We start from the raw sequence: 24,150 nt of genomic DNA on the forward strand, positions 1-24,150 counted from the left end.
GACTAGCCTACGTTCGACGGGACAAGAAAGCGATCGTAGCCCTCGTCCTCGAGGCGGTCGGCAAGTTCGGGACCGCCCTGTTCGGCGATGCGCCCGTTGACGAAAACGTGTACGAAGTCCGGGTGGATGTAGCGCAGGATGCGGGTGTAGTGCGTGATCAGGAGCAGCCCGAGACCGGTGTTGGCCTTGGCGCGGTTAACGCCCTCTGCAACGATCTTGAGTGCGTCAACGTCGAGACCGGAGTCGGTCTCGTCGAGCACGGCGAACTTGGGCTTGAGAAGTTCGAGCTGCAGAATCTCGTTGCGCTTCTTCTCTCCACCGGAGAAGCCCTCGTTGACGTTACGCTCGGCGAAAGTCTTATCCATGCGCAGGTTGGTCATGGCCTGACGAACGTCCTTGATCCAGGTGCGGATCGGCGGAGCTTCACCCTCGATGGCTGTCTTTGCGGTGCGGAGGAAGTTTGTGACGGTCACTCCGGGGATCTCGACCGGGTACTGCATGGCGAGGAACAGGCCGGCACGAGCACGGGCATCCACTGTCATTTTGAGTACTTCGGCACCGTCGAGCAGGATGGAGCCGCTCTCGACGTGATACTTGGGGTGGCCGGCAATCGTGTAGGCGAGGGTGGATTTGCCAGAGCCGTTCGGGCCCATGATGGCGTGGATTTCGCCCTCGTTGATTGTGAGGTTGACGCCACGCAGAATCTGCTTGGTGCCCTGGTCGGTCTCGACGCTGACGTGCAGGTCTTTGATTTCAAGAACAGACATGACTGTCATATTCCTTTCTGAATTCTAAAAATGAGCTGGTGGGGCGGTCGGTGCTGCGAGAGCAGGCTCAGACCGCGACAGTGACGGACGGATCAACGAAGACGAAACCGTCGATAAGTTCCACGTTGTAAACCGGGACCGGGTCGTAGGCCGGTAGGGACAGCGGCTTGCCTGTGGTGAGGGAGAACATCGAGCCGTGGGCCCAGCACTCGAGAGTCTGGCCTTCCACGAATCCCTCGGACAGAGAGATATCTCCGTGCGTGCAGGTATCACCGATGGCAAAGACGTCGCCGGCGGCGTCACGCACGAGGGCGATAGCGACCCCATCAATTTCGACCTTAACGGCCTGGTTTACTTCGAGCTCATCGAGTGCGCAGATCTTCGTTGCGGCCATGCTTACTTGTCGTCCGTTCCAATAAGTTCGGCCTCGATTGCGAGTTGCAACCGAGCTTCAAGTTCGGGGGAACCAATCTGCTGCACGACCTCGGTGAGGAAACCGCGCACAACGAGTCGCCGCGCTTCCTCCTCGGTGATGCCGCGAGCCTGGAGGTAAAACAGCTGCTCATCGTCGAACCGTCCGGTGGCACTGGCGTGTCCGGCCCCGACGATATCGCCGGTTTCGATCTCCAGGTTGGGAATGGAATCGGCACGCGTGCCCTCGCTGAGCACCAGGTTGCGGTTCTGTTCATAGCTGTCGGTGCCGGCGGCCTTGTTGCCGATCAGCACGTCGCCGATCCAGACCGTGCGCGCGTCCTGGCCCTGCAGCGCGCCCTTGTAGTTGACGCGGCTGCGGCTCTTGGGGGCGTCGTGGAAGACGTAGACCTGCTGTTCCAGGTGCTGGCCGGCATCGGCGAAGTACAGGCCGAGGAGCAGGGTGTCCGAGCCGGGGCCGGCCAGACGCACCGAAGGGTTGACCCGCACGATGCTGCCACCGAGGGAAACGACGACGTGCTTGAGACGCGCGTCACGACCGACGGATGCGAAATGGTTGGCTAGGTGCACCGCGGAATCGTCCCATTCCTGCAGCGAAACGACCGTGAGGTTCGCGGACTCGCCGAGGATGATCTCAACGTTTTCGCTCAGGCGGGCGTCACCGGTGTTGTGCAGGATGACCGTGGCCTGGCTGAACGGCTTGGCCTCGATGATCGTGTGAGCACCGCGGGCGGAGTTGCCGAGGGCCGACCGGGTGACCGTGATCTCCTTGGCTTCTTCGCCGCTTACCGTGATGGCAAGAGCTTGGTCGAACGCGGACCAGGCGTTGGCTGCAGCGCGTTCTTCCGGAAGTCCGGCGGTGCCGATGCGGGCATCAGTTCTGGCCACCCACTCAACGGTGATATCCGTTGAGGGAGTCGATTCGACCGGGTAACGAGAGCCATCGAGGTCGCCAGCGGTGAGGTCGGTGAACTTTGCGACGGGCGAGTGCTTCCACACCGCTTCGCGACCGGTTACGGCCTCGAAATCGGCGACGTTGACACTCTTGAAACGGTCGGAGCGGGTTTGTACCGGCACGTAGCCGAAACGCCCGTCTGAGTGTTCCTTAATGCCGTGCTGGCCGACCGGAAGGGTCGAGGGACCGGCGGCGGGGGTGGTTGATTCGGGCACAGTTTTTGAAGCGCTCTTCGAAAGCGCTGAAGCGGCGGACATTTAGCCGACGGATCCTTCCATGCCCATTTCAATGAGCTTGTTGAGTTCGAGGGCGTACTCCATCGGGAGCTCCCGGGCGATCGGTTCGATGAATCCGCGAACGATCATGGCCATGGCTTCGTCTTCGGGCATGCCGCGGCTCATCAGGTAGAACAGCTGCTCTTCGCTAACGCGGGAGACGGTGGCCTCGTGACCGAGCTGAACGTCATCCACCCGAATATCGATGGACGGGTAGGTGTCTGAGCGCGACTGGGTGTCGACCAGGAGGGCATCGCATCGCACCGTGTTGGCGGAGTGGTGCGCGGCAGCGTCCACTCGAACCTCGCCACGGTAACCGCTGCGGCCACCACCGCGAGCGATGGACTTGGAAACGATCGACGACTGGGTGTACGGAGCCATGTGGATCATCTTGGCGCCAGCGTCTTGGTGCTGGCCGGGGCCGGCAAAAGCCACCGAGAGCGTTTCGCCCTTGGCGTGCTCTCCCATGAGGTAGATCGACGGGTATTTCATGGTGACTTTGGAACCGATGTTGCCGTCGATCCACTCCATCGTGGCACCTTCGCCGGCCGTGGCCCGCTTGGTGACGAGGTTGTAGACGTTGTTCGACCAGTTCTGGATGGTCGTGTAACGAACGCGTGCGTTCTTCTTCACGACGATTTCGACCACGGCGGAATGCAGGGAGTCGGACTTGTAGATCGGGGCCGTGCAGCCCTCGATGTAGTGCACGTAGCTGCCCTCGTCGGCGATGATCAGCGTGCGCTCGAACTGGCCCATGTTCTCCGTGTTGATGCGGAAATAGGCCTGAAGCGGGATCTCGACGTGCACGCCGGGCGGCACGTAGACGAACGATCCACCCGACCAGACGGCCGTGTTGAGCGCGGCGAACTTGTTGTCACCGGAGGGGATGATGGTGCCAAAATATTCCTCGAAGAACTCCGGGTGCTCCTTGAGCGCCGTGTCGGTGTCCATGAAGATAACGCCCTGAGCTTCGAGTTCTTCGTTGATCTGGTGGTAGACCACTTCGGATTCGTACTGGGCGGCGACACCAGAGACGAGGCGCTGGCGTTCAGCTTCGGGGATGCCGAGTTTTTCGTAGGTGTTCTTGATGTCGTCGGGCAGGTCCTCCCAAGTCTGGGCCTGCTTCTCCGTGGAACGCACGAAGTATTTGATGTTGTCGAAGTCGATCTCAGAAAGATCCGCGCCCCATGTGGGCATCGGCTTGCGTTCGAACAGCTGCAGGGCCTTGAGGCGTCGCTGCAGCATCCAATCCGGCTCGGACTTCAGGTTCGAGATGTCAGTGACGACCTCAGGGGAAATACCACGACGAGCGGATGCTCCGGCCTTGTCTGAATCGGCCCACCCAAATTCGTAGGTGCCGATCCCCTCAAGGTCGGGACGGTCTAACAGGACATCCGACATAATTACCTCTTCTCTACCCAGCACAACCCGGATATTAGTCCGGTCATTCCCCCCTGGCCGCCGTACTGAACAACTCAGTTGTTGAGAAACTCAGTGGAGGCCACGGGGAACGGGTTGTGTGGACAGCTTCGTTGCGTACCTAGAATATTCATGGAGCAAGAAACGAACCGGAGCCAGCCAGGCCTCGGTGAGGCTGTTCGGTTCCGATTAAAACGTGCAATCACCATGACCGCACGAAAGATCTCCATGGAGATCCCAATTCTACAGGTTGATCAGCAGGATACGCGTGCTTTGCTGGTCGATTCACATTTGCACAGGGCACGATCAGAAGGCACGCGATGAGAAGCAGGACAGTGGGAGCAGAACCGGTGAATGCGATATACCAATGGCTACCGAGCGCTATCGACGCACGGATTCGGGTGGTCGCCTGGCTGTCACTCGTGACGGAGATTCTGATCGTCGGAACGGGAGGGGCCGTTCGCCTCACCGACTCCGGGCTCGGCTGCCCGACCTGGCCGACCTGTGTCGCCGGGTCTCTGGTGCCGACGCAGGAGATGGGCATTCACGGCGTCATCGAATTCGGCAACCGACTGATGACCGGGCTGATCGGCATCATCGCGATTGCGGCCGTCGTGCTGCTGTGGCGCTTACGCCGGGAGCGAAAAGATCTCTTCGTGCTCGCCGTAATCCTCGGCTCCGGCGTTCTCGCCCAGGCACTCGTCGGCGGAGTCACCGTGCTGACCGGCCTGAATCCGTTCATCGTTGGCTTTCACTTCACAATATCGCTCATCATGGTGTGCATAGCGACCGTGCTTGTGCACCGGGTCTACCTCGCACCGGGCCGGCGCGCCCTGGTCGTCCCGGTCGGTTTCGCCGGTCTGGCCCACGCCACGAGTTTTGTGGTGGCGCTGACCGTACTGATGGGTGTGCTCACCACAGCCTCCGGACCGCATTCGGGAGATGCTGCTGCGGGGCGCACCGGTTTCAATGCCGAGTTGTTTGAACACCTGCACGCCTGGCCGGGCTACGCGACGCTGACGTTGACGCTCGTGCTGCTCGTGGCATCAGTTCGCGGCAAGCTCCCCGTTCGTTCCTTCGTGGTGACGTTGTTGGTGGTTGAACTCGCTCAGATTGTGGTCGGACTGCTGCAAGCGAATCTGGGGCTCCCGCCGCTGCTCGTTGGCTTGCACATGGTGCTCGCCTGCGTGCTTGCCGCAGCGATGACCGCCGTGGTGCTTAACCTCAAGGCCCCGGTCGGTCGATCCGCCGGCCTGCCCGAGTTTGCTGGGAACGGTGCCGCGAGGAATTAGTCCGCGTGGCTCTCCCCCGGCGGTGCCCGCCGGTGTACTCTCCAGACATGCATCTCGCTCCGGGAGCCAAATCGAAGCCGCCAGACGACGCGGCGCGCCTCGCCCTGTTCGGTCCGCCGGTGTTCGGTTTCGTGCCGCAACCGCGCATTCAGGAACGCGGCTGGAGCTGGTACGGCAATCACGGCCGCACGCTCGAAGCGCAGGCGCACTATTGGCTCGCCGACCCGTCGGGCAACTTCTGGTTTGAAGATTCCCCCGCCGGACCGGTCGGCATCGCCGAACTGCGCGGATTCGTTTTCACCGACGTGCCGGGATCTACCAGTCGTGGCGGCGACCCCATCCGAGATGCACTGAACCAGCACCTGCAGTACATCGTGATGAATTATGCCAAGAACCCGTACGACTTCGGATCGCAATTATGGGCGGAACGGCATACCCAACAGCAGTCGGAGATCGAGCTGGCACTGGCCCACCGGTCGAACCTGGTCGTCGACGACACAGCCCTGCCCGCCATCACCGTCACGGCCTCCGACTTCACCGCTACGGCGATGGCCCTGGCTGGGCGCGTCGTCACGGTCGTTATGCACGCGGCGGATGTCGGCAAGATTGATACCCGCCTCACCCGCCGGGTTTAACCTCAACCGAAAAGTACCAGCCGGGCTAGAACGGAAGCAGCGGGTCTACTCCAACAGCCACAAACAGCAGCGTCAGGTAGGCGATCGAACCGTGGAAGACACGCATCGGTGACACGTGCTCGTGCCGAATAGCCAGGCTGTACAGGCGGTGCGTCTCATAGATAAACCAGCCACCGGTGACGAGCGCGGTGAAGCTGTACAACAGTCCCATACCGGCGATGGGAATAAGCAGCAGCGAGCACGCGACGGTGGCCCACGCATAGAGGATGACCTGCAGGCCCACTTGGGCGCGACCGCGCACAACGGCGAGCATGGGAACGCCAGCGGCCTGGTAATCGCTGCGGTATTTCATCGATAGCGGCCAGTAGTGCGGCGGTGTCCACAGGAAGATGATCATGAAGAGGATGATCGGTGGCCACGACAGATCACCGGTCACGGCCGCCCAGCCGATGAGCACGGGCATACACCCGGCGACGCCGCCCCAGACGATGTTCTGCGGCGTACGACGTTTGAGGATGATCGTGTAAAACACGACGTAGAGCAAAATAGCGCCGAACGACAGCGCGGCGGCGAGCCAGTTGGTCAGCAGCCCCAACCACAAAATGGATGCTGCGCCCAGCGCCCACGCGAAAATCAGCGCTTCCCGATCGCTGAGTTCACCCGTGACCAGCGGCCGGTTCTTCGTACGCTTCATTAGGCGATCGATATCACGATCCAGGTAACAGTTGAACGCACCCGCGGACCCGGCGCTGAGCGACCCGCCGACCAGCGTTGCCAGAATCAACCACAGATTGGGGATTCCCCGCTCAGCGAGCAGCATTGTGGGGGCCGTGACAACCAGAAGCAACTCGACAACGCGCGGTTTAGTGAGGGAAACGTAGGCCCTGATGGTGCGCTTCAGTGTGCGCGGTCCGCTCCGGACCGGGGTCTTCAGGGCGACGTCCATTAATCCTCTAACGCTAGGCAAGTCTTCCTATTCTAGGACATCTGCCGCACGACGCTCCACCGGACGCGAATGAGGAATGTGACTTCATGTCACGGCATTTCGAGCCTCCGGCACATTCCTTCCGTATACTTGCACTGCTCCCCACAGTGAATCAGTAGTTCGGCGAGCCCCCGGGTGGGAGATGGCAGCGTAAAGCAGGCCAACTCGCTGGGGGTGACACTTCGCTTGTCGTCCAGCGCCGGGAAGGCGCGACAAGCAAGAGCGAAATGGTTGCCGACAATTGCACAACTATCAAAGGATGGGTTGAGCTCAACCCGCCTTCGCTCCGATGAAGGGTTACGTGACGTGGCAGCTTTCCAATGGGATTCCATTGACGATCAGGCGGTCGACACCGCGCGGATTCTGGCGGCTGACGCCGTTGAGAAGGTGGGAAACGGGCATCCGGGCACCGCAATGAGTCTTGCCCCGGCCGCATACCTGCTCTTCCAGAAGATCATGCGCCGCGACCCGGCCGACAACGAATGGATCGGTCGCGACCGGTTTATTCTCTCGGTCGGCCACAGCTCGCTGACCCAGTACGTGCAGCTGTATCTCGGTGGCTACGGCCTCGAGCTCGACGACCTCAAGGCTCTGCGCACCTGGGGCTCCAAGACCCCCGGCCACCCGGAATACGGCCACACTGATGGCGTCGAAATCACGACCGGCCCGCTCGGCCAGGGACTGGCATCCGCTGTCGGGTTCGCCTACGCGTCGCGTTTCGAGCGCGGCTTGTTCGACCCGGATGCCGCCAATGGCGCCAGCCCGTTCGACCACTTTGTTTATGTCATCGCCGGGGATGGCGATCTGCAGGAAGGCATCACGAGCGAGGCATCCTCTCTCGCTGGCCACCAGCAGCTCGGCAATCTCATTGCCATCTACGACAGCAACCAGATCTCGATCGAGGACGACACCAACATCGCCTTCACGGAGGATGTCGCTGCGCGCTATGCCGCCTACGACTGGCACGTGCAGACGGTGGATTGGAAGAAGACCGGCTCCTACGTGGAAGACGTCGCCGAGCTGAATGCAGCCATCGAGGCCGCCCAGAACGAAACCGGCAAGCCGAGCCTGATCATTCTCAAGACGATCATCGGCTGGCCGAGTCCGAAGAAGCAGAACACCGGCAAGATCCACGGCTCCGCTCTCGGCGCCGAGGAACTCGCCGGGGTCAAGACGGTTTTGGGCTTCGATCCGGAGAAGACCTTTGACGTGTCCCCCGAGGTCATCGCCCACACCCGCCTCGCCGTGGAGCGCGGCGCCACCGCGCACGCCGCGTGGACCGTGCGTTTCGATGCCTGGGCTGCAGCCAACCCCGAGCGTAGGATACTGCTCGATCGGGTGCTGTCCGGCGATCTGCCCGACGGCATCGACGCTTCCCTTCCGTTGTTCGCAGCGGGCACAGCGGTCTCCACTCGCGCGGCGTCCGGCAAGGTACTAACCGCCCTCGGCGGAGTCATCCCGGAACTGTGGGGCGGTTCGGCTGACCTCGCCGAATCGAACAACACCACCATCGGCGGCGCCGCATCGTTCATTCCGAGCGAGCACTCCACCGGTGCATGGACCGGCAATTCCTACGGTCGGGTGCTGCACTTCGGCATTCGCGAGCACGCTATGGCCGCGATTCTCAACGGCATCGTGCTGCACGGCAACACCCGCCCCTTTGGCGGCACCTTCCTTATCTTCAGCGACTACATGCGCCCGGCCGTTCGACTGGCCGCGCTCATGAAGGCGCCGTCGATCTTCGTCTGGACCCACGACTCCATCGCACTCGGCGAGGACGGCCCCACCCACCAGCCAATCGAACAGCTCGCAACTCTGCGCGCGATCCCCGGACTCGACGTCGTTCGCCCCGGCGACGCCAACGAAACCGCCTGGGCCTGGAAGACCATTCTGGAACGACGAAACGGCCCAGCCGGAATCGCCCTCACCCGTCAGAACATTCCCGTCTACGAGCGTGGCGAGGGCGCAGCATCCGCTGAAATCTTCGCCTCGGCGAAAAACGTCGCTCGCGGCGCCTACGTGCTCGTCGAAGCAGCCGGCGGAACCCCCGACGTCATCCTGATCGGCACCGGATCAGAGGTGCAGCTCGCCGTGGACGCCCGCGCGCAGCTGGCCCTGGAAGGCATCAATGCGCGCGTGGTCAGCGCCCCGTGCGTGGAGTGGTTCGAAGAACAGAGCAGCGAATACCGTGAATCGGTGCTTCCAGCCGCGATCACGGCCCGCGTCTCGGTCGAGGCCGGCCTCGCGCTGACCTGGCGCGGCTACGTCGGCGACACCGGCCGTAGCATCTCCATCGAGCACTTCGGGGCATCCGCCGACTACGAGACACTGTTTCGCGAATTCGGCATCACCACAGAGGCCGTTGTCGCTGCCGCCAAGGAATCAATTAGCGCAGCCTGACGTTGGCCCCGATAGGGGTCAATACGGCACTATCCTCTCCACCACACCGCAACAGCTCACTGCCTGACGGCAGCACAAAGGAGATTGCAACAATGACAAACCCGACACCCCTCGCCCAGCTATCCGCAGCCGGCGTCAGCATTTGGCTCGACGACCTCTCTCGCGAACGCATCAACTCCGGCGGGCTGCAGGACCTGATCAAGAACAGCAACGTCGTCGGTGTTACCACCAACCCGACGATCTTCGCTGGCGCCCTGGCCAAGGGCGAAGCGTACACCGAGCAGGTCGCGACGCTGGCCGCCGCTGGCACGAATGTGACCGACGCGGTCTTCGCCATCACCACCGACGACGTCGCCGCCGCCTGCGACATCTTTCGCCCGGTGTACGACTCGACCAACGGCCAGGATGGACGCGTCTCGATCGAGGTCGAGCCGGGCCTCGCCCGCGATGCGGCCGGAACGGTTGCCGAAGCCCAGCAGCTCTGGGCCAAGGTCAACCGCCCCAACGCGATGATCAAGATTCCCGCGACGGTCGAAGGATTGGAAGCCATCACGGCGACTATTGCTCTTGGCATCAGCGTCAACGTCACCCTGATCTTCAGCCTCGAGCGTCACCGACAGGTCATTAATGCCTACCTGTCCGGCCTTGAACAGGCCAAGGCCGCCGGAATCGACCTCGCCACCATCCACTCGGTTGCCTCGTTCTTCGTCTCGCGCGTCGACTCCGAAATCAACGCCCGCCTCGAAGCGATCGGAACCCCCGAAGCCCTCGCGCTGAAGAGCAAGGCCGGCGTCGCCAACGCGCAGCTCGCCTACCAGGTGTACGAGCAGGCGTTCAGCAGTGAGCGCGCCCTCGGTCTGATCAAGGCCGGCGCTACCAAGCAGCGCCCGCTTTGGGCCTCGACCGGGGTCAAGGACGCCAGCCTGCCCGACACCCTGTACGTGACCGAGCTCGTCGCCCCTGAGGTCGTCAACACGATGCCAGAAAAGACCATGCTTGCCGCTGCCGACCACGGCGTTATTCCCGCCGACTCGGTCACCGGCTCCTACACGGCAGCAAACGCCATACTCGACGCACTCGCAGCCCAGGGCGTCTCGTACACCGACGTGACCCGCCTGCTTGAAGAGGAGGGCCTGTCGAAGTTCGAGGTGTCCTGGAACGAACTGCTCGATACCGTGCAGACAGCCCTCACCGCCGCCTCGACCAGCGCGGCAGTGTAATGAGTTTTCGCATCTCGGTCGGTGGCGCCGCGGCCGATGCCGTGCGCGCCAGCGTGCCTGCCCTGGTCTCGGATCGCGTCGCCTCCGGTATCACCGCCAAGAACCCCGCGCTGTGGGGCCCCGAGGCCGAAGCCGAGGCCGCTGTGCGCCTCGGCTGGACCGAATCCGTCGCCGTTTCCCGCCCGCTCGTAGCGGAAATCGAGGAACTGCGGGCCATCCTGCAGGCGCGCGGCGTCACCCAGATCGCCCTCGCCGGAATGGGCGGATCGTCACTCGCGCCCGAGGTCATCACGCGCACCGCAGGCGTGACCCTCACCGTGCTCGACGCGACCGACCCTGGACAGGTGCTCGCTGCCCTGAATGACAACCTTGCCGGAACGGCCCTCGTGGTTTCGTCCAAGAGCGGCTCGACGGTCGAAACCGACAGCCAACGTCGCGTATTCGAACGCGCGTACCGCGCCATCGGCATCGACCCGGCCGAGCGCATCGTTGTCGTAACCGATCCGGGATCGCCGCTCGAGGCATCCGCTCGGGAAGCTGGCTACAGTGTTTTCAATGCCGACCCGACCGTCGGCGGTCGCTACTCCGCACTGACCGCGTTCGGTCTCGTGCCGGCTGGACTGGCCGGAGTCGACGTCGGCGCGCTGCTCGACGAGGCCGAGTCGGTCGCACTGGCACTGGCCGTGGACTCCCCCGAGAACCCGGGACTCGTGCTCGGCGCGGCGATCGCCGCTACAAACCCGCGGCGCAACAAACTCGCCATTGTCTCGGACGGGACCCCCATCGTCGGATTTGCCGATTGGGTCGAGCAGCTCATCGCCGAATCCACCGGCAAGCTCGGTACCGGTATCTTGCCGGTCGTGCTCGAGCTGGACGCTCCCGAATTGGCCGAGGCTCTGCCGGATGTGCAGCTCGTGCGGGTTGTCGCCGATGCCGGAACCGCGCTGTTTGATGATTCAGGCGACGAGATCCGGGTCAGCGGAACCCTCGGGGCGCAGTTTTTGGTCTGGGAATACGCGACGGTCGTCGCCGGTCGACTGCTCGGCATCAACCCGTTCGATCAGCCAGACGTGGAGTCCGCCAAGATCGCCACCCGGGGTCTGCTCGACGCCCGCCCAGCGCCGGAGCCGGCCGCGTTTATCACCGACGGCATTGAAGTGCGTGGCACGCCGCACGTCATCGGTGCCGCGAGCGACCTCGCCTCGGCGATCGACGCCCTGCTCGAAGAGCTCGGCCCCGAGGGTTACGTTGCCGTTCAGGCGTATGTCGACCGTCTCGCCCTGCCGGAACTGGCCGATATTCGCAACAAGCTCGCCGCCCTGTCGAAGCGGCCGGTCACGTTCGGTTGGGGGCCACGCTTTCTGCACTCCACCGGGCAGTTCCACAAGGGCGGACCGGCCACCGCCGTGTACCTGCAGATTCTCGCCACGCCGGCGGAGGACCTCGACATTCCCGAGCGTCCATTCACCTTCGGTCAGCTGATCCAGGCTCAGGCCAGTGGCGACGCGAGCGTGCTCGCCGAGCACGCTCGCCCCGTGCTTACGTTGACTCTGACGCAGCCTAAAGAGAACATCTCCACCCTGTTCCAGGCACTCGCCTAAACGGAGGTCGGTTCCTTGCTGGCGCCCGCTCGCGAGGAACCGACCGGTGGTACCCGGTAAGATCTTCGCTGAATCACCGCCTTTTATTCCTCAAACTTTCTGCACTGTCCCGTCAAAGGAGCTGCATGTCCCCGGTGGAAATTACTCCGGAGTTTAATCCGCTCAGGTCGCCCTCCGACTATCGTCTGAATCGAATTGCCGGGCCTTCTAGCCTTGTAATCTTCGGCGTCACCGGTGACCTTGCGCGCAAAAAACTCATGCCCGCTGTCTACGACCTCGCTAACCGGGGGCTGCTGCCGCCCGGTTTCGCCCTGGTCGGTTTTGCGCGCCGAGACTGGGACAACGAAGACTTCATGCAGGTCGTGCATGATGCCGTTAAGGAGCATGCCCGCACCGAGTTCCACGAGGATGTCTGGGCGCAATTGGCCGAGGGCATCCGTTTTGTTTCTGGCACTTTTGATGACGATGAAGCCTTCACCCGTCTTAGCCAGACCATCGACGACCTCGACCGTGAGCGCGGAACAATGGGCAACCATGCGTTCTACCTGGCGATCCCGCCGAAGGCCTTCCCCCAGGTCACCGAGCAGCTGCGCCGTTCCGGACTCGCCGAGCAGAAGGATGGCCAGTGGCGCCGTGTCGTTATTGAGAAGCCTTTCGGCAGCGACCTCAAGACAGCGCGTCAGCTGAACGATGTCGTTGAGTCGGTCTTTCCGCCCGATTCCGTCTTTCGGATCGATCACTACCTCGGCAAGGAGACGGTGCAGAACATTCTGGCGCTGCGCTTCGCCAATGAGATGTTCGAGCCGCTCTGGAACGCCAACCACGTTGAGCATGTGCAGATCACCATGGCCGAGGATATCGGCGTGGGAGGCCGCGCCGGATACTACGACGGCATCGGCGCCGCGCGCGATGTGATTCAAAACCACCTGCTGCAGCTTCTCGCCCTGACTGCTATGGAAGAGCCCATTTCCTTCGACGCCGCCGACCTGCGCGCCGAGAAAGAAAAAGTGCTCGCGTCGGTAAGGCTGCCCGCCGACCTCGGAGGCGGCACCGCCCGCGGTCAATACGCCGGTGGATGGCAGGGCGGAGAAAAGGTCGTAGGTTTTCTCGAGGAGGACGGCATGAATCCGGACTCGGTCACCGAGACCTACGCGGCTATGCGCCTGACCATCGACACGCGCCGCTGGGATGGAGTGCCGTTCTACCTGCGTGCAGGCAAACGTCTCGGACGTCGCGTCACCGAAATCGCCGTGGTATTCAAACGCGCCCCGCAATACCTGTTCGCCCCCGGACAGACCGCCGAACTCGGCCATAACGCCCTTGTTATTCGGGTACAGCCAGACGAGGGAGTCACGATCAGGTTCGGATCGAAGGTTCCGGGAGTTGTCATGCAGGTGCGCGATGTGACCATGGACTTCGGTTACGGCCACGCCTTCACCGAGGCGAGTCCCGAGGCCTACGAGCGACTCATCCTCGATGTTCTCCTCGGCGACCCGCCGCTGTTCCCCCGGCACGAAGAGGTGGAACTGTCCTGGAAGATCCTCGACCCGATCGAGGAGTACTGGGCCACGCAGGGGCAGCCCGAGCAGTACCGTCCCGGAACGTGGGGCCCTACATCCGCTGATGACCTACTGGCCCGCGACGGCCGTACCTGGAGGCGTCCATGATCGTCGATATGCCCAACACCACGACCGCGAAGATCTCGAAAGCACTCGTTCGCATTCGGGAAGAGGGCGGCGCTGTCGCCCTCGGCCGTGTACTGACCCTGATCATTGCATCAACCGTCGGACACGAGGAAGAAGCCATCGAGGCCGCCAATGACGCCTCGCGGGAGCATCCTATGCGCGTCATCGTCGTGTCCACTCAGGAAACCAACCCTTCGGCAGCGACACCCGAGGCACGGGTCGATGCGGAAATTCGAGTTGGCGGTGACGCCGGCGCCAGTGAGGTCATCGTTCTGCGCGTGTACGGAGAGGCCGCAAGCGATCCGGAAAGCCTGGTCACCGGCCTGCTGTTGTCGGATGCTCCCGTCGTCGCCTGGTGGCCGGGGACGGCCCCGGCCGTTCCCGGCGATTCCCCACTCGGCCGCATCGCCTACCGCCGCATCACGGATGCCTCGGCGCAGCCGGATCCGCAGGCCGCGCTGCACCACCTGTGCGATAGCTACCAGCCAGGCGACACCGACTTCGCCTGGACCCGCCTGACGCTGTGGCGAGCTCAGTTGGCCGCCGTGTTGGACCAGCCCCCGTATGAACCGGTCACCGGCATCCGGGTCTCTGGCGCCGCGGCCTCACCGTCGACCACCCTGTTGGCAGCGTGGCTGCAGATGCAGCTGCAGGTGCCCGTGGACTACGAGCTGACCACCGGTCCCCACGAGGGCGGCGTGCACGGGGTACACCTCACCCGCGAGTCAGGGACTATCTCGCTCGAACGTGAAGTGCCAGACATCGCCACGCTCAGCCAGCCGGGACAACCTATGCAGGATCTGACCCTCAAACGTCGCAGCCTGCGCGACTGTCTGGCCGACGAACTGCGTCGACTTGATCCCGACGAGCTGTATGGTGAGGTCATCACTCGCGGCCTGCCGCAACTCGATGATGTGCTGAGCCCAGGAACCGGATTGTGACCATGACTAATGATCGACGCGTGCTGGTGCACCAGAACAAGCAAGCGTTGGCCGGTTCGGTCGCTGCCCGATTTCTGACAAACATGGTCGATGTGCTGCAGGAACAAGATGAAGCGCACGTTGTACTGACCGGTGGCTCCGTGGGAATCGCCGTGCTGGCGGCCATCAACGAATCGGCCGCACGCGACACCATCGACTGGTCCCGAGTCAGCTTTTGGTGGGGTGACGAGCGTTGGGTCCCTCGCGCAGACCCCGAGCGGAACGAGTTACAGGCACGCGATGCTCTGCTCAACCACATCGACGTGCCGCCCGCCAACATCCACGCATTCGGCGCATCAGATGACCCACACACAGCGGGAGAGGACGCCCTCGAGGCCGCGGCCGCTCGGTACACGGCGGAGCTGCTGGCCCACGCTACGGAGGGTGCCCAGTACCCCCGTTTTGACGTGACATTTCTCGGGGTCGGACCAGACGGGCACATCGCGTCGCTGTTCCCGCACCGGTCGGGCATTCGCGAGCGGGACGCGAGCGTGATAATCGTGCGCGACTCGCCCAAGCCGCCGGCTGATCGCCTGTCGATGACACGCCCCGTGCTCAATTCTTCAGACCGGGTCTGGCTGGTTCTGGCCGGCTCCGACAAGGCCTCAGCCCTTGGACTTGCACTGGCGGGAGCGAGCCGCGACGAGGTTCCTGCAGCGGGAATCAAGGGACGCTACCGCACGATGTTCTTCGTTGACAGCGACGCGGCAGCCCAGGTCCCGGAAAACCTTATCTCACCGGCATAGTCCAAACGTCGACGGTCTCTAAAGACACCGCCTGGAAAAGACTCCTTCTTGCAAAGCACAAAAGCCGGCTCTCGATTTATCGAGAACCGGCTTTTGCGTTCGAATATCAGTTTGTGGGAGACAGCTTGCCGCGACGAACGCGCAACTGATTGAGCGCCTCTTCAAGGAGCGACTCTGCTTCTTCCTCGGTTCGACGTTCCTTGACGTAAGCCAGGTGTGTCTTGTAGGGCTCAAGCTTCACGACGGAGGGAGGATTCTCCTTGTCGCGGCCGGCCGGCAGCCCGGATGACGGGCAATCGATGGTCACGGGAATCTCCTCGTCGGGAAGGCTCGCGGCAAAGTACCGTACGGTCTCGTTGCCGAGTGCGTCCCAGTAGGAAACCTTGATGCGGTCCGCGTGAAAACCGCGGTCCTGCTCACCCATGGGGCCCGCGCCTACACGCGAGCCACGAATTGCGCTGCCGCCTGATGCCATCTTGTTCCTCCGTTGAATCGTGCAGTCGTGCGCTGCATTATCGAGCAGTTATTAGTGCTGCAGAAATTTGTTGGTGCTGCCGAAATTCTGTGCCCTGAAAAGACAGGGTAACTCCGCCCGGGGCGAAAAGTTAAGCCCCGGTGTCAAACTTGGTGATCAATCCGAGCACGACGATGCACGAGATCCAGAGCAGGCCCAGAATAATTGTGATGCGGTTAAGGTTGCGCTCGGCAACCCCAGAGGCTCCAAGGTTCGACGTCACGCCGCCACCGAACATGTCGGACAACCCACCGCCCCGTCCCTTGTGCAACAAAATGAGCATGGTGAGCAGGAGGCTCGTAATTCCGACGAGCACCTGCATGACGACCTGGAGAATCTCCACACGAAACCTTTCAAGACACGGTGGGCGCAACTCTGGCGCCCAGACCATCGTAATTATACCCGAGACACGGGAGCGAGGCGGTTGCCCTGGGGGCAACCACCTCGCCACGCTATGTCAAGAACGCGTCGGACTACAGGCCGACGTGCTTGTGATACCGAATAATGCTGGAGAACTCCGGAATGTCCAGGCTCGCACCGCCGACCAGGGCACCGTCAACGTTGGGCTCACGCATGAAAGCGGCAATGTTGCCGCTCTTGACCGAGCCGCCATACAGAATTCGGGTCTTGTCGGCAACATCCTGTCCGAGAGTGTCGACGAGAACTCCGCGCAGCGCTGCGGCGACCTGTTCCGCCTGCTCCGGTGTGGCGGCTTGGCCGGAGCCAATCGCCCACACCGGCTCGTAGGCGACGACAATGTCGGCCGCATGCGTGACACCAGCGAGGGCAGCGCGCAGTTGGGCGACCGGAACCGCACTCGGACCGTGGACGGCGAGGTCCTCAGCGCTCTCACCGACACAGATCAGCGGTACGAGGTTGTGCTTCAACGCGGCGGTCACCTTGGCGGCAACCTGCCCGTCGCTCTCATTGTGCAGCGTTCGGCGTTCGGAATGCCCGATGATGACGTACTGACATTCCAACTGCGCAAGGAACGCACCTGAGATCTCGCCCGTATAGGCACCCGAATCCTGGGCTGACACATCCTGAGCACCGAACGCCAGCGGGAGCTTGTCGGCCGACACGAGCGTCTGCACGCTGCGCAGATCGGTGAACGGTGGGAAAACTGCCACCTCGACAGCGGCGAAGTCGTGCCCGGCGTCCTTGAGGTTCCACGCGAGCTTCTGTACGAAAGCGATTGCCTGGAGGTGGTCCAGGTTCATCTTCCAGTTGCCCGCGATCAGCGGTGTGCGCCGAGGGTTGATGTTTACTGCCATCCGAGGACCTCCAGTCCTGGTAGACGTTTGCCTTCGAGAAATTCGAGGCTAGCGCCACCGCCGGTAGAAATATGACCGAATTGGTCGTCGTGGAAACCGAGGATGCGCACGGCCGCGGCTGAGTCGCCGCCACCGACCACGCTGAGGCCGGTGACCTCGGTGAGGGCGGCGGCCACCGTTCGGGTGCCCTCCGCAAAAGGTGCCAGTTCAAAAACACCCATCGGACCGTTCCAGAACACGGTGTTCGACACACGAATAATGGCCGCGAATGCTGCCGCGGTTTCGGGCCCGATGTCCAGGCCGAGTCCGGCGGCGCCGAACGGTGTGTTCTCAATTCCATCAGCTGGGGTGATTACGTGCTCAGCGTCGGCACCGAACTTCGACGCCACCACGACGTCGGTCGGAAGCACGATTTTCACACCGAGACGTTCGGCTTCGGCCAGGTAGCCGCGAACTGTCTCGATCTGGTCGCTTTCCAGCAGGCTGGCGCCGACCTGGTGTCCCTGGGCGGCGAGGAATGTGAACAGCATGCCGCCACCGATGAGCAGGGAATTCACCCTTGGCAGCAGATGTCCGATGACGCCGAGCTTATCGCTGACCTTGGAGCCACCGAGGATGACCGTGTACGGTGCGTCCGGCTTCTCGGTGAGACGATCAAGCACGTCGAGTTCGGCGGCAATGAGCAGCCCGGCCGCGCTCGGCAAGAGCGAAGCCAGATCATAGACGCTCGCCTGCTTGCGGTGCACGACCCCGAATCCGTCGGATACGAGTGCGTCGCCGAGCCGGGCGAGTTGCTCGGCGAAGGCGACGCGCTCGGCATCCGCTTTGCTGGTTTCTCCGGCATTAAAGCGCAGGTTCTCCAGGACGACAATTTCGCCGTCCTTCAGCGCAGCGACGGCACGGGTGGCAGAGTCGCCGACGGTATCGGTGGCAAAGGCTACCGGGAGATTCACCAGTTCGCCGAGGCGAGCGGCAACCGGCTCCAGACTGTATTGGGGATCAACTGCACCGTCGGGGCGCCCGAGGTGAGAGACGATGACCACGCGGGCGCCCTGGGCGACGAGGGCGTTGAGGGTGGGCAGTGACGCCCGCACTCGTCCGTCGTCGGTGATCTGACCGTTCTTCAAAGGCACATTCAGGTCGAAGCGGACTATAACCCGCTTTCCGCGCAGCGGTCCCAGCGAGTCAATCGTGCGTAACGTCACCGCGCAACCTTTAGAGTCGCTCGGCGACGAACTCGGTGAGGTCGACAAGACGGTTGGAGTAGCCCCACTCGTTGTCGTACCACGAGGCAACCTTGACCTGGTCCCCGATCACCTTGGTGAGTCCGGCGTCGAAGACCGACGAGTGCGGGTCGCCGACGATGTCGCTGGAGACGATCGGGTCCTCGGTGTAGCTGAGGATGCCCTTGAGCGGTCCCTCGGCGGCAGCCTTGTAGGCGGCGTTCACTTCTTCGACTGTCACCGTGCGGGAGGCAGTGATGGTGAGGTCGGTGATCGAGCCGGTCGGGACCGGAACGCGCAGGGCGTAACCGTCAAGCTTACCGATGCTCTCCGGAATGACCAGGCCGAGGGCCTTGGCCGCGCCGGTCGATGTGGGGATGATGTTGAGTGCGGCAGCGCGGGCCCGTCGTAGGTCGCTGTGCGGGCCGTCCTGCAGGTTCTGGTCTGCGGTGTAGGCGTGGATGGTGGTCATGAGGCCACGTTCAATGCCGAAGTTGTCGAGGAACACCTTGACGAGCGGCGCGAGGCAGTTCGTGGTGCACGACGCGTTCGAGATGATGTTGTGAATTGCGGCGTCGTAGGTGTTCTCATTCACACCGAGTACGAGGGTCGCGACGTCGGCACCCGTTGCGGGGGCCGAGACGATGACCTTCTTGGCGCCGGCTTCGATATGCTTCTGCGCATCGACGGCTTTCGTGAATCGACCGGTGGACTCGATGACGATTTCCACGCCGAGCGCCCCCCAGGGCAGGTTGGCCGGATCGCGCTCGGCCAGCACCTTGATGGGCTTGCCATTGACGACGATGTTATCTCCATCGACCTCGACGGTGGCGTTCAGTCGACCGCCGACGGAGTCGTACTTAAGCAGGTGGGCGAGCGATGCGGGGTCGCTGAGGTCGTTGACAGCGACAATTTCGATGTCGCTGCCCTTGGCGAGGGCTGCTCGGAAGTAGTTACGACCAATGCGGCCGAATCCGTTGATGCCGATCTTTACGGACACTTGTAGCTCCTGATTGAGAAGAGGCGCCGCTAGGCGCGATGAAAAGAGGACGGGGGCGGGACGGGAACCGCGGTGCCCCGAATCGTTCGGGGCACCGGCAGGCTACGAGAGTAGCAGCAGGCCGTTCGTCTTCTCGCGTGCGACGGTGAAACGCTCCTGCACATTCGCCCAGTTCGCGATGTTCCAGAAAGCCTTCACGTAGTCGGCCCGCACGTTGCGGTAGTCGAGGTAGTAGGCGTGCTCCCAGACATCGAGCATGAGAACCGGAACGGTTCCGGCCGCGAAGTTGGACTGCTGGTCGAAGAACTGCTCAATGATCAGACGCTGCCCGATGGAGTCCCACGCCAGGACGGCCCAGCCGGAACCCTGAACGCCGAGCGCTGCGGCGGTGAAATGTGCCTGGAACTTATCGAAAGAGCCGAAGTTGTCATCGATCGCAGCAGCGAGCTCGCCGACCGGCTTGTCGCCGCCGTTCGGGGACAGGTTCGTCCAGAAGATGGAGTGGTTGACGTGGCCGCCGAGATTGAAGGCGAGATCCTTTTGGAGTTTGTTCACGTTGGCGAGGTTTCCGCTGTCGCGGGCCTCCGCGAGCTGGGTCAGGGCCGTGTTGGCGCCGGTGACGTAGGCCTGGTGGTGCTTGCCATGGTGGAGTTCCATGATGGTGCCGCTGATACTGGGCTCGAGGGCCGCATAGTCATAATCAAGGGTGGGCAGGGTGTATTCGGCCATTACTTATCTCCTTGTGAGTTGTGCCACCGCACCGGGTGCGTGGCGTTGTATGCGACGGTTTAGTCTAGCTGCGCGCATTGCGAGCCACAGAATTCCAAGATTTACGCGCCATCGGAATGAATCGGGTATTCAACATCCGTGCCTTCGACGCCGAGTTCTACCGCCTTTTTATCGGCCATGGCGAGCAGGCGTCGAATACGGCCGGCGACGGCGTCCTTGGTCATTGGCGGGTCGGCGTGGTGGCCCAGCTCATCGAGGCTGGAGTCGCGAAAGTTCAGGCGCAGGTCTCCCGCGTAACGCAGGTGCTTGGGAATATCTTCGCCGAGAATGTCCATGGCCCGTTGTACCCGCGCGCAGGCGGCGACAGCCGCTTCGGCAGAACGGCGAAGGTTCGCGTCGTCGAAGTTGACCAGTCGGTTTGCCGTGGCGCGCACTTCGCGGCGCTGGCGGAGGGTTTCCCAGTTGAGCACGGTGTTGGTCGCGCCCATGTGCACGAGCATCGCGCCGATGGCGTCGCCGTCGCGAATGACGACGCGATGCACCCCGCGCACTTCACGAGCCTTAGCCGCGACGCCGAGGCGCCCCGCCGCTCCGACCAGCGCCATGGCTGCCTCATTCCCGGGACAGACGACCTCCAGGGCTGCGGAGCGGCCCGGATCGGTCAGTGTGCCGTGGGCGAGGAAAGCTCCGCGCCAGACGGCGGCGATTTCGTCCTTCGAGCCTGTGGTTAGCCGGTTCGGCAGACCGCGAATCGGTCGGCGCCGGGCATCCAGCAGGCCGGTCTGGCGTGCCAGCGTTTCGCCGCCCTCGATCACCTGCACGAGGTAATGGCTGGACTGACGAATACCGGTCGCAGCGATGACCTGCAGGGCGCTGCGCACGCCGTACAGCTCGGCGAGATCTTTGCGCACCCGGCGGGCCAAAATAGCGGTGTCGAGTTCTGATTCGATCGCGATGCGGCTGCTGATCATGTGCAAACCGCCGGAGAACCGGAGGATCGTGGCCAGTTCGGCCGCGCGTACAGTGGTCTTGGAGACCTCCACACGCGAAAGTTCATCTTTAACGTCGGCGGTGAGTGCCAATCGCTTTTCCATTCTGTTGATCAGTTGCGTTACGTCTGAGTGATGAAAGACCGGGGAGCGGATGCTGCGCCCCGCCTCGCTTATTCGCGTCCGAGGTCGCGGTGCTTGATATTGACCGCAACTCCGGGAAGTTTTTCGAGCCGGGACGCCAGTTCTCTGGCCATCGCGACGGAGCGGTGCTTGCCGCCGGTACAACCAATGCCGATGGTGGCGTGGCGTTTGTTTTCTCGCTGGTATCCGGCCAAGACTGGTGCCATGGCTGCAGCGTAGTGCTCGATGAATTCGAGGGCACCAGTTTGGGCGAGTACAAAGTCTCTCACCTCCGGGTCGACGCCGGTGTGTGCGCGCAGTTCAGGGATCCAGAACGGGTTTGGCAGGAAGCGGGCGTCGACGACCAGATCAACGTCGGTCGGCAGGCCGTACTTGAAACCGAAACTCATGATGGTCAGCTGCACCCCCGCACGACCCTCAGCAGCGAACCGCTCCGTGATCGTCGTTGCGAGCTGGTGCACGTTGAGATCTGAGGTGTCGATGACGAGGTCGCTGGACTCCCGCACGGCGAGCAGCCTGGATCGCTCCGCCGCGATACCGTCGAGCAGAGTGCCGTCCCCCTGCAGCGGATGCGGGCGGCGCACTGATTCGAAACGGCGCACGAGCGCGTCGTCTCTGGCTTCGAGAAAGATGACCTGCACCTGGGTACCGCTGCGTAGCAGCTGCACGGTCTCGAGGAAGTCGCCGAACAGGTCGCGGCCCCGAATATCGACGACCGCTGCGATTCTGGGCAGGTTAGTGCCGGCCCGTTCAACCAGATCGACCAGCGGCCGCAGCATCTGTGGCGGCAGATTATCGACGACATACCAGTCGAGGTCCTCCAACGCGTTGGCAACCGTGGAGCGTCCCGCCCCGGACATTCCCGTGACGATCAGCACTTCCTGCTTGTCGGGGTCCATAGTCATTCTTGGAAATCGCCTTAATGAGAAGTTGGTGGGTTATCAAGCCTACCCAGCGCCGGACACTTCACGCACGCAGGTGGGCGTGGATCGACTCGGCCAAGACCGGGCCGATGCCACGGACATCCGCTATTTCCGCCGCGGAAGCAACCCTGAGCCGCGCTACCGAACCGAAATGTTGTAACAAGACTTTCACCCTGGCCGGCCCGAGCCCAGCGATTTCACCCAGAATGGACGAGATGTCCTTCTTGCGGCGAATGCGCTGATGCGTGATCGCGAACCGATGTGCTTCATCGCGGATGCGTTGAATGAGAAACAGCGCATCACTGTTGCGGGGCAGAATCACGGGGTAGTCGGAGTCGGGAAGCCAGATTTCTTCGAGCCGTTTGGCAATTCCGCACAGTTGAATGCCGGTGACGCCGGATTCGGCGAGGGCACGTTTGGCGGCAGCCACCTGCGGCTGGCCACCGTCGACGATGAGCAGGTTCGGCTGATATTTAAATTTGGCCCGCTTCTGCTCGACCGTGACGACGTCGTTCCCATCGCCATCGGCGGCCGCGTTTGCTTCTGGATCTCCGGCATCCGCCGGGGCGGAATCGGGTTTCAGGTAGGCGAGGCGGCGGGACAGAATCTGAAAGATCGAATCGGTGTCATCGGTGGATTCGGGAATGTTGAAGCGTCGGTACTCGTCTTTGCGGGGCAGTCCGTCTTCGAAGACGACCATGGACGCGACAATATTCGTGCCGCTGAGGTGCGACACGTCGTAACACTCCATGCGCAGCGGCGCAGCGGGCATCTCGAGGGCATCCTGGATGTCTTCGAGGGCTTTGGACCGTGCCACGAAGTCCGAGCTGCGCCGGGTCTTGTAGAGCATGAGTGCCTGCTTGGCGTTGTTGCCGGCCGTGACGAGCAGGGCGGCTTTCTCACCGCGTTGGGCGGCGACGAGGCGCACCCTGCGTCCGGCTCGCTCGGCCAGCCAGGTTTCAAGGGCTTCGGCATCGTCAGGCAACTCGGGCAGCACGATTTCGCGTGGCGGCAAGGTGTCGGAATTGTAGGCGGTGCGCATCATGGAGTCGATGAGCTCACTCGTGGTGACATCGAGCTCCTTGTCGACCATCCAGCCACGCACACCGCGGATGCGCCCGCCACGCACGATGAACAGCTGCACGGCCGCTGCGAGTTCGTCTTGCTCGATGGCGAACAAGTCAATGTCCACATTGTCGCGCAACACGACCGCGCTCTTCTCAAGCACGGCGTTGAGCGCCCGCACCTGATCGCGACGTTTGGCCGCTATTTCGTACTGTTGAGCCGCGGCCGCGTCCTTCATCTGTTGGGTGAGCGCGTTGATGAGCTTCTTGTCGTGGCTGCTCATGAAGCTGACGAACTCATTGACGATCGCGCGGTGGTCCTCCATGGAGACCAGCCCGGAGCAGGGGCCGAAACAGCGCCCAATCTGCCCGGCGAAACAGGGCTTGCCGCTCTGCATCGCGCGCTTGTAGTTGGCGTTGTTGCAGGTGCGAATGGGAAAAGCCTTGAGCATGAGTTCGATGGTTTCGTGGACGGCCCAGACCTTGGGATACGGCCCGAAGTAGCGGGCACCCTTGATGCCCTCGGTGCGGGTGACCAGGGCCCGCGGAGCCTCGTCGGCCAGGGTAACGGCGAGGTAGGGGTAGGACTTGTCGTCCTTGAACTGCACGTTGAAGGGCGGATCGAACTCGTTGATCCACATCCACTCGAGCTGAAGAGCCTCGACCTCGGTGCCGACCACCGTCCACTCCACGCCCGTCGCGGTGGTAACCATGCGCCGCGTACGTTCGTGCAGGCTGTGCAGCGGGGCGAAGTAGTTACTGAGCCGCGCCCGCAGGTTCTTGGCCTTGCCGACATAGAGGATCCGCCCGGTCGCGTCGCGAAAGCGGTACACCCCGGGGGTCGTGGGAATCTCGCCCGATTTCGGGCGATAGCTCAGCGCATCAGACATAGCCGTTG

At 62.7% G+C, this 24,150-nt stretch carries 22 protein-coding genes; 8 read left to right on the plus strand and 14 right to left on the minus strand.

Annotated elements, in window-relative coordinates:
- Positions 1–2: 2 nt before the first annotated feature.
- The 4 genes from sufC to sufB form a co-directional block, all read right to left on the minus strand.
- Positions 3–767, minus strand: coding sequence for a Fe-S cluster assembly ATPase SufC (gene sufC, locus QMK31_RS01400; protein ID WP_283499169.1), 765 nt, complete (start codon positions 765–767; stop codon positions 3–5).
- A 67-nt stretch (positions 768–834) separates the two neighbouring features.
- Positions 835–1,161 carry a non-heme iron oxygenase ferredoxin subunit gene (locus QMK31_RS01405; protein ID WP_092340113.1) on the minus strand — a complete coding sequence of 109 codons (327 nt, stop codon included), beginning with the start codon at positions 1,159–1,161 and terminating at the stop codon, positions 835–837.
- 2 nt (positions 1,162–1,163) lie between these two features.
- Positions 1,164–2,411: a Fe-S cluster assembly protein SufD gene (gene sufD, locus QMK31_RS01410; RefSeq protein WP_283499170.1), complete on the minus strand. Its 1,248-nt coding sequence runs from the start codon at positions 2,409–2,411 to the stop codon at positions 1,164–1,166.
- Entirely contained in the window at positions 2,412–3,830 is a 1,419-nt protein-coding gene (gene sufB / locus QMK31_RS01415; RefSeq protein ID WP_092107867.1) for a Fe-S cluster assembly protein SufB, read from the minus strand. It lies immediately after the preceding gene.
- 368 nt (positions 3,831–4,198) lie between these two features.
- On the opposite strand from sufB, the gene QMK31_RS01420 reads away from it, so the two are divergent.
- Together QMK31_RS01420 and QMK31_RS01425 are read left to right on the plus strand one after the other, a co-directional pair.
- Positions 4,199–5,140 carry a COX15/CtaA family protein gene (locus QMK31_RS01420; RefSeq protein ID WP_283499171.1) on the plus strand — a complete coding sequence of 314 codons (942 nt, stop codon included), beginning with the start codon at positions 4,199–4,201 and terminating at the stop codon, positions 5,138–5,140.
- A gap of 47 nt (positions 5,141–5,187) precedes the next feature.
- Positions 5,188–5,775 carry a hypothetical protein gene (locus tag QMK31_RS01425; protein ID WP_283499172.1) on the plus strand — a complete coding sequence of 196 codons (588 nt, stop codon included), beginning with the start codon at positions 5,188–5,190 and terminating at the stop codon, positions 5,773–5,775.
- A 25-nt stretch (positions 5,776–5,800) separates the two neighbouring features.
- Here QMK31_RS01425 and QMK31_RS01430 read toward each other — a convergent pair whose 3' ends face one another.
- Positions 5,801–6,721, minus strand: coding sequence for a heme o synthase (locus QMK31_RS01430; RefSeq protein WP_283499173.1), 921 nt, complete (start codon positions 6,719–6,721; stop codon positions 5,801–5,803).
- A 345-nt stretch (positions 6,722–7,066) separates the two neighbouring features.
- Here QMK31_RS01430 and tkt point away from each other — a divergent pair, with 345 nt between their 5' ends.
- From tkt to pgl, 6 genes are all read left to right on the plus strand, one after another.
- Positions 7,067–9,160 (plus strand): transketolase, encoded by a 2,094-nt coding sequence (tkt, locus tag QMK31_RS01435; RefSeq protein ID WP_283499174.1) that lies wholly within the window; start codon positions 7,067–7,069, stop codon positions 9,158–9,160.
- A 92-nt stretch (positions 9,161–9,252) separates the two neighbouring features.
- Positions 9,253–10,380, plus strand: a complete 1,128-nt coding sequence (gene tal, locus QMK31_RS01440) for a transaldolase (protein WP_283499175.1) — start codon at positions 9,253–9,255, stop codon at positions 10,378–10,380.
- The gene (locus QMK31_RS01445) at positions 10,380–11,981 is read left to right on the plus strand and encodes a glucose-6-phosphate isomerase (RefSeq protein WP_283499176.1); all 1,602 of its coding nucleotides are present in this window, start codon (positions 10,380–10,382) and stop codon (positions 11,979–11,981) included. The genes tal and QMK31_RS01445 overlap by 1 nt, the downstream gene beginning before the upstream one ends.
- A gap of 125 nt (positions 11,982–12,106) precedes the next feature.
- Entirely contained in the window at positions 12,107–13,648 is a 1,542-nt protein-coding gene (gene zwf, locus QMK31_RS01450) for a glucose-6-phosphate dehydrogenase (RefSeq protein WP_283499177.1), read from the plus strand.
- Positions 13,645–14,607 (plus strand): glucose-6-phosphate dehydrogenase assembly protein OpcA, encoded by a 963-nt coding sequence (locus tag QMK31_RS01455; RefSeq protein WP_283499178.1) that lies wholly within the window; start codon positions 13,645–13,647, stop codon positions 14,605–14,607. Before zwf ends, QMK31_RS01455 begins: the two co-directional genes overlap by 4 nt.
- A gap of 2 nt (positions 14,608–14,609) precedes the next feature.
- A complete protein-coding gene (pgl, locus tag QMK31_RS01460; protein ID WP_283499179.1) occupies positions 14,610–15,392 on the plus strand; it encodes a 6-phosphogluconolactonase in 783 nt (260 codons plus the stop codon).
- A 106-nt stretch (positions 15,393–15,498) separates the two neighbouring features.
- On the opposite strand, the gene QMK31_RS01465 is transcribed toward pgl, so the two are convergent.
- From QMK31_RS01465 to uvrC, 9 genes are all read right to left on the minus strand, one after another.
- Entirely contained in the window at positions 15,499–15,867 is a 369-nt protein-coding gene (locus QMK31_RS01465) for an RNA polymerase-binding protein RbpA (protein WP_092107849.1), read from the minus strand.
- Between the two features lie 130 nt (positions 15,868–15,997).
- Entirely contained in the window at positions 15,998–16,249 is a 252-nt protein-coding gene (secG, locus tag QMK31_RS01470; RefSeq protein ID WP_092107845.1) for a preprotein translocase subunit SecG, read from the minus strand.
- A gap of 130 nt (positions 16,250–16,379) precedes the next feature.
- Complete coding sequence (tpiA, locus tag QMK31_RS01475) at positions 16,380–17,180, minus strand: triose-phosphate isomerase (RefSeq protein WP_283499180.1); 801 nt, start codon at positions 17,178–17,180, stop codon at positions 16,380–16,382.
- Positions 17,171–18,385 (minus strand): phosphoglycerate kinase, encoded by a 1,215-nt coding sequence (locus QMK31_RS01480; protein ID WP_283499181.1) that lies wholly within the window; start codon positions 18,383–18,385, stop codon positions 17,171–17,173. The genes tpiA and QMK31_RS01480 overlap by 10 nt, the downstream gene beginning before the upstream one ends.
- 10 nt (positions 18,386–18,395) lie before the next feature.
- Positions 18,396–19,403 carry a type I glyceraldehyde-3-phosphate dehydrogenase gene (gene gap, locus QMK31_RS01485; RefSeq protein ID WP_283499182.1) on the minus strand — a complete coding sequence of 336 codons (1,008 nt, stop codon included), beginning with the start codon at positions 19,401–19,403 and terminating at the stop codon, positions 18,396–18,398.
- A gap of 102 nt (positions 19,404–19,505) precedes the next feature.
- Entirely contained in the window at positions 19,506–20,132 is a 627-nt protein-coding gene (locus QMK31_RS01490) for a superoxide dismutase (RefSeq protein WP_283499183.1), read from the minus strand.
- Between the two features lie 101 nt (positions 20,133–20,233).
- Complete coding sequence (gene whiA, locus QMK31_RS01495) at positions 20,234–21,214, minus strand: DNA-binding protein WhiA (RefSeq protein WP_283499792.1); 981 nt, start codon at positions 21,212–21,214, stop codon at positions 20,234–20,236.
- An 80-nt stretch (positions 21,215–21,294) separates the two neighbouring features.
- The gene (gene rapZ, locus QMK31_RS01500) at positions 21,295–22,170 is read right to left on the minus strand and encodes an RNase adapter RapZ (protein WP_283499184.1); all 876 of its coding nucleotides are present in this window, start codon (positions 22,168–22,170) and stop codon (positions 21,295–21,297) included.
- 61 nt (positions 22,171–22,231) lie between these two features.
- Positions 22,232–24,142, minus strand: a complete 1,911-nt coding sequence (uvrC, locus tag QMK31_RS01505) for an excinuclease ABC subunit UvrC (protein WP_283499185.1) — start codon at positions 24,140–24,142, stop codon at positions 22,232–22,234.
- Positions 24,143–24,150 lie beyond the last annotated feature (8 nt).

It is taken from the genome of Cryobacterium sp. PH31-O1, assembly GCF_030063455.1.
Classification (GTDB): domain Bacteria; phylum Actinomycetota; class Actinomycetes; order Actinomycetales; family Microbacteriaceae; genus Cryobacterium.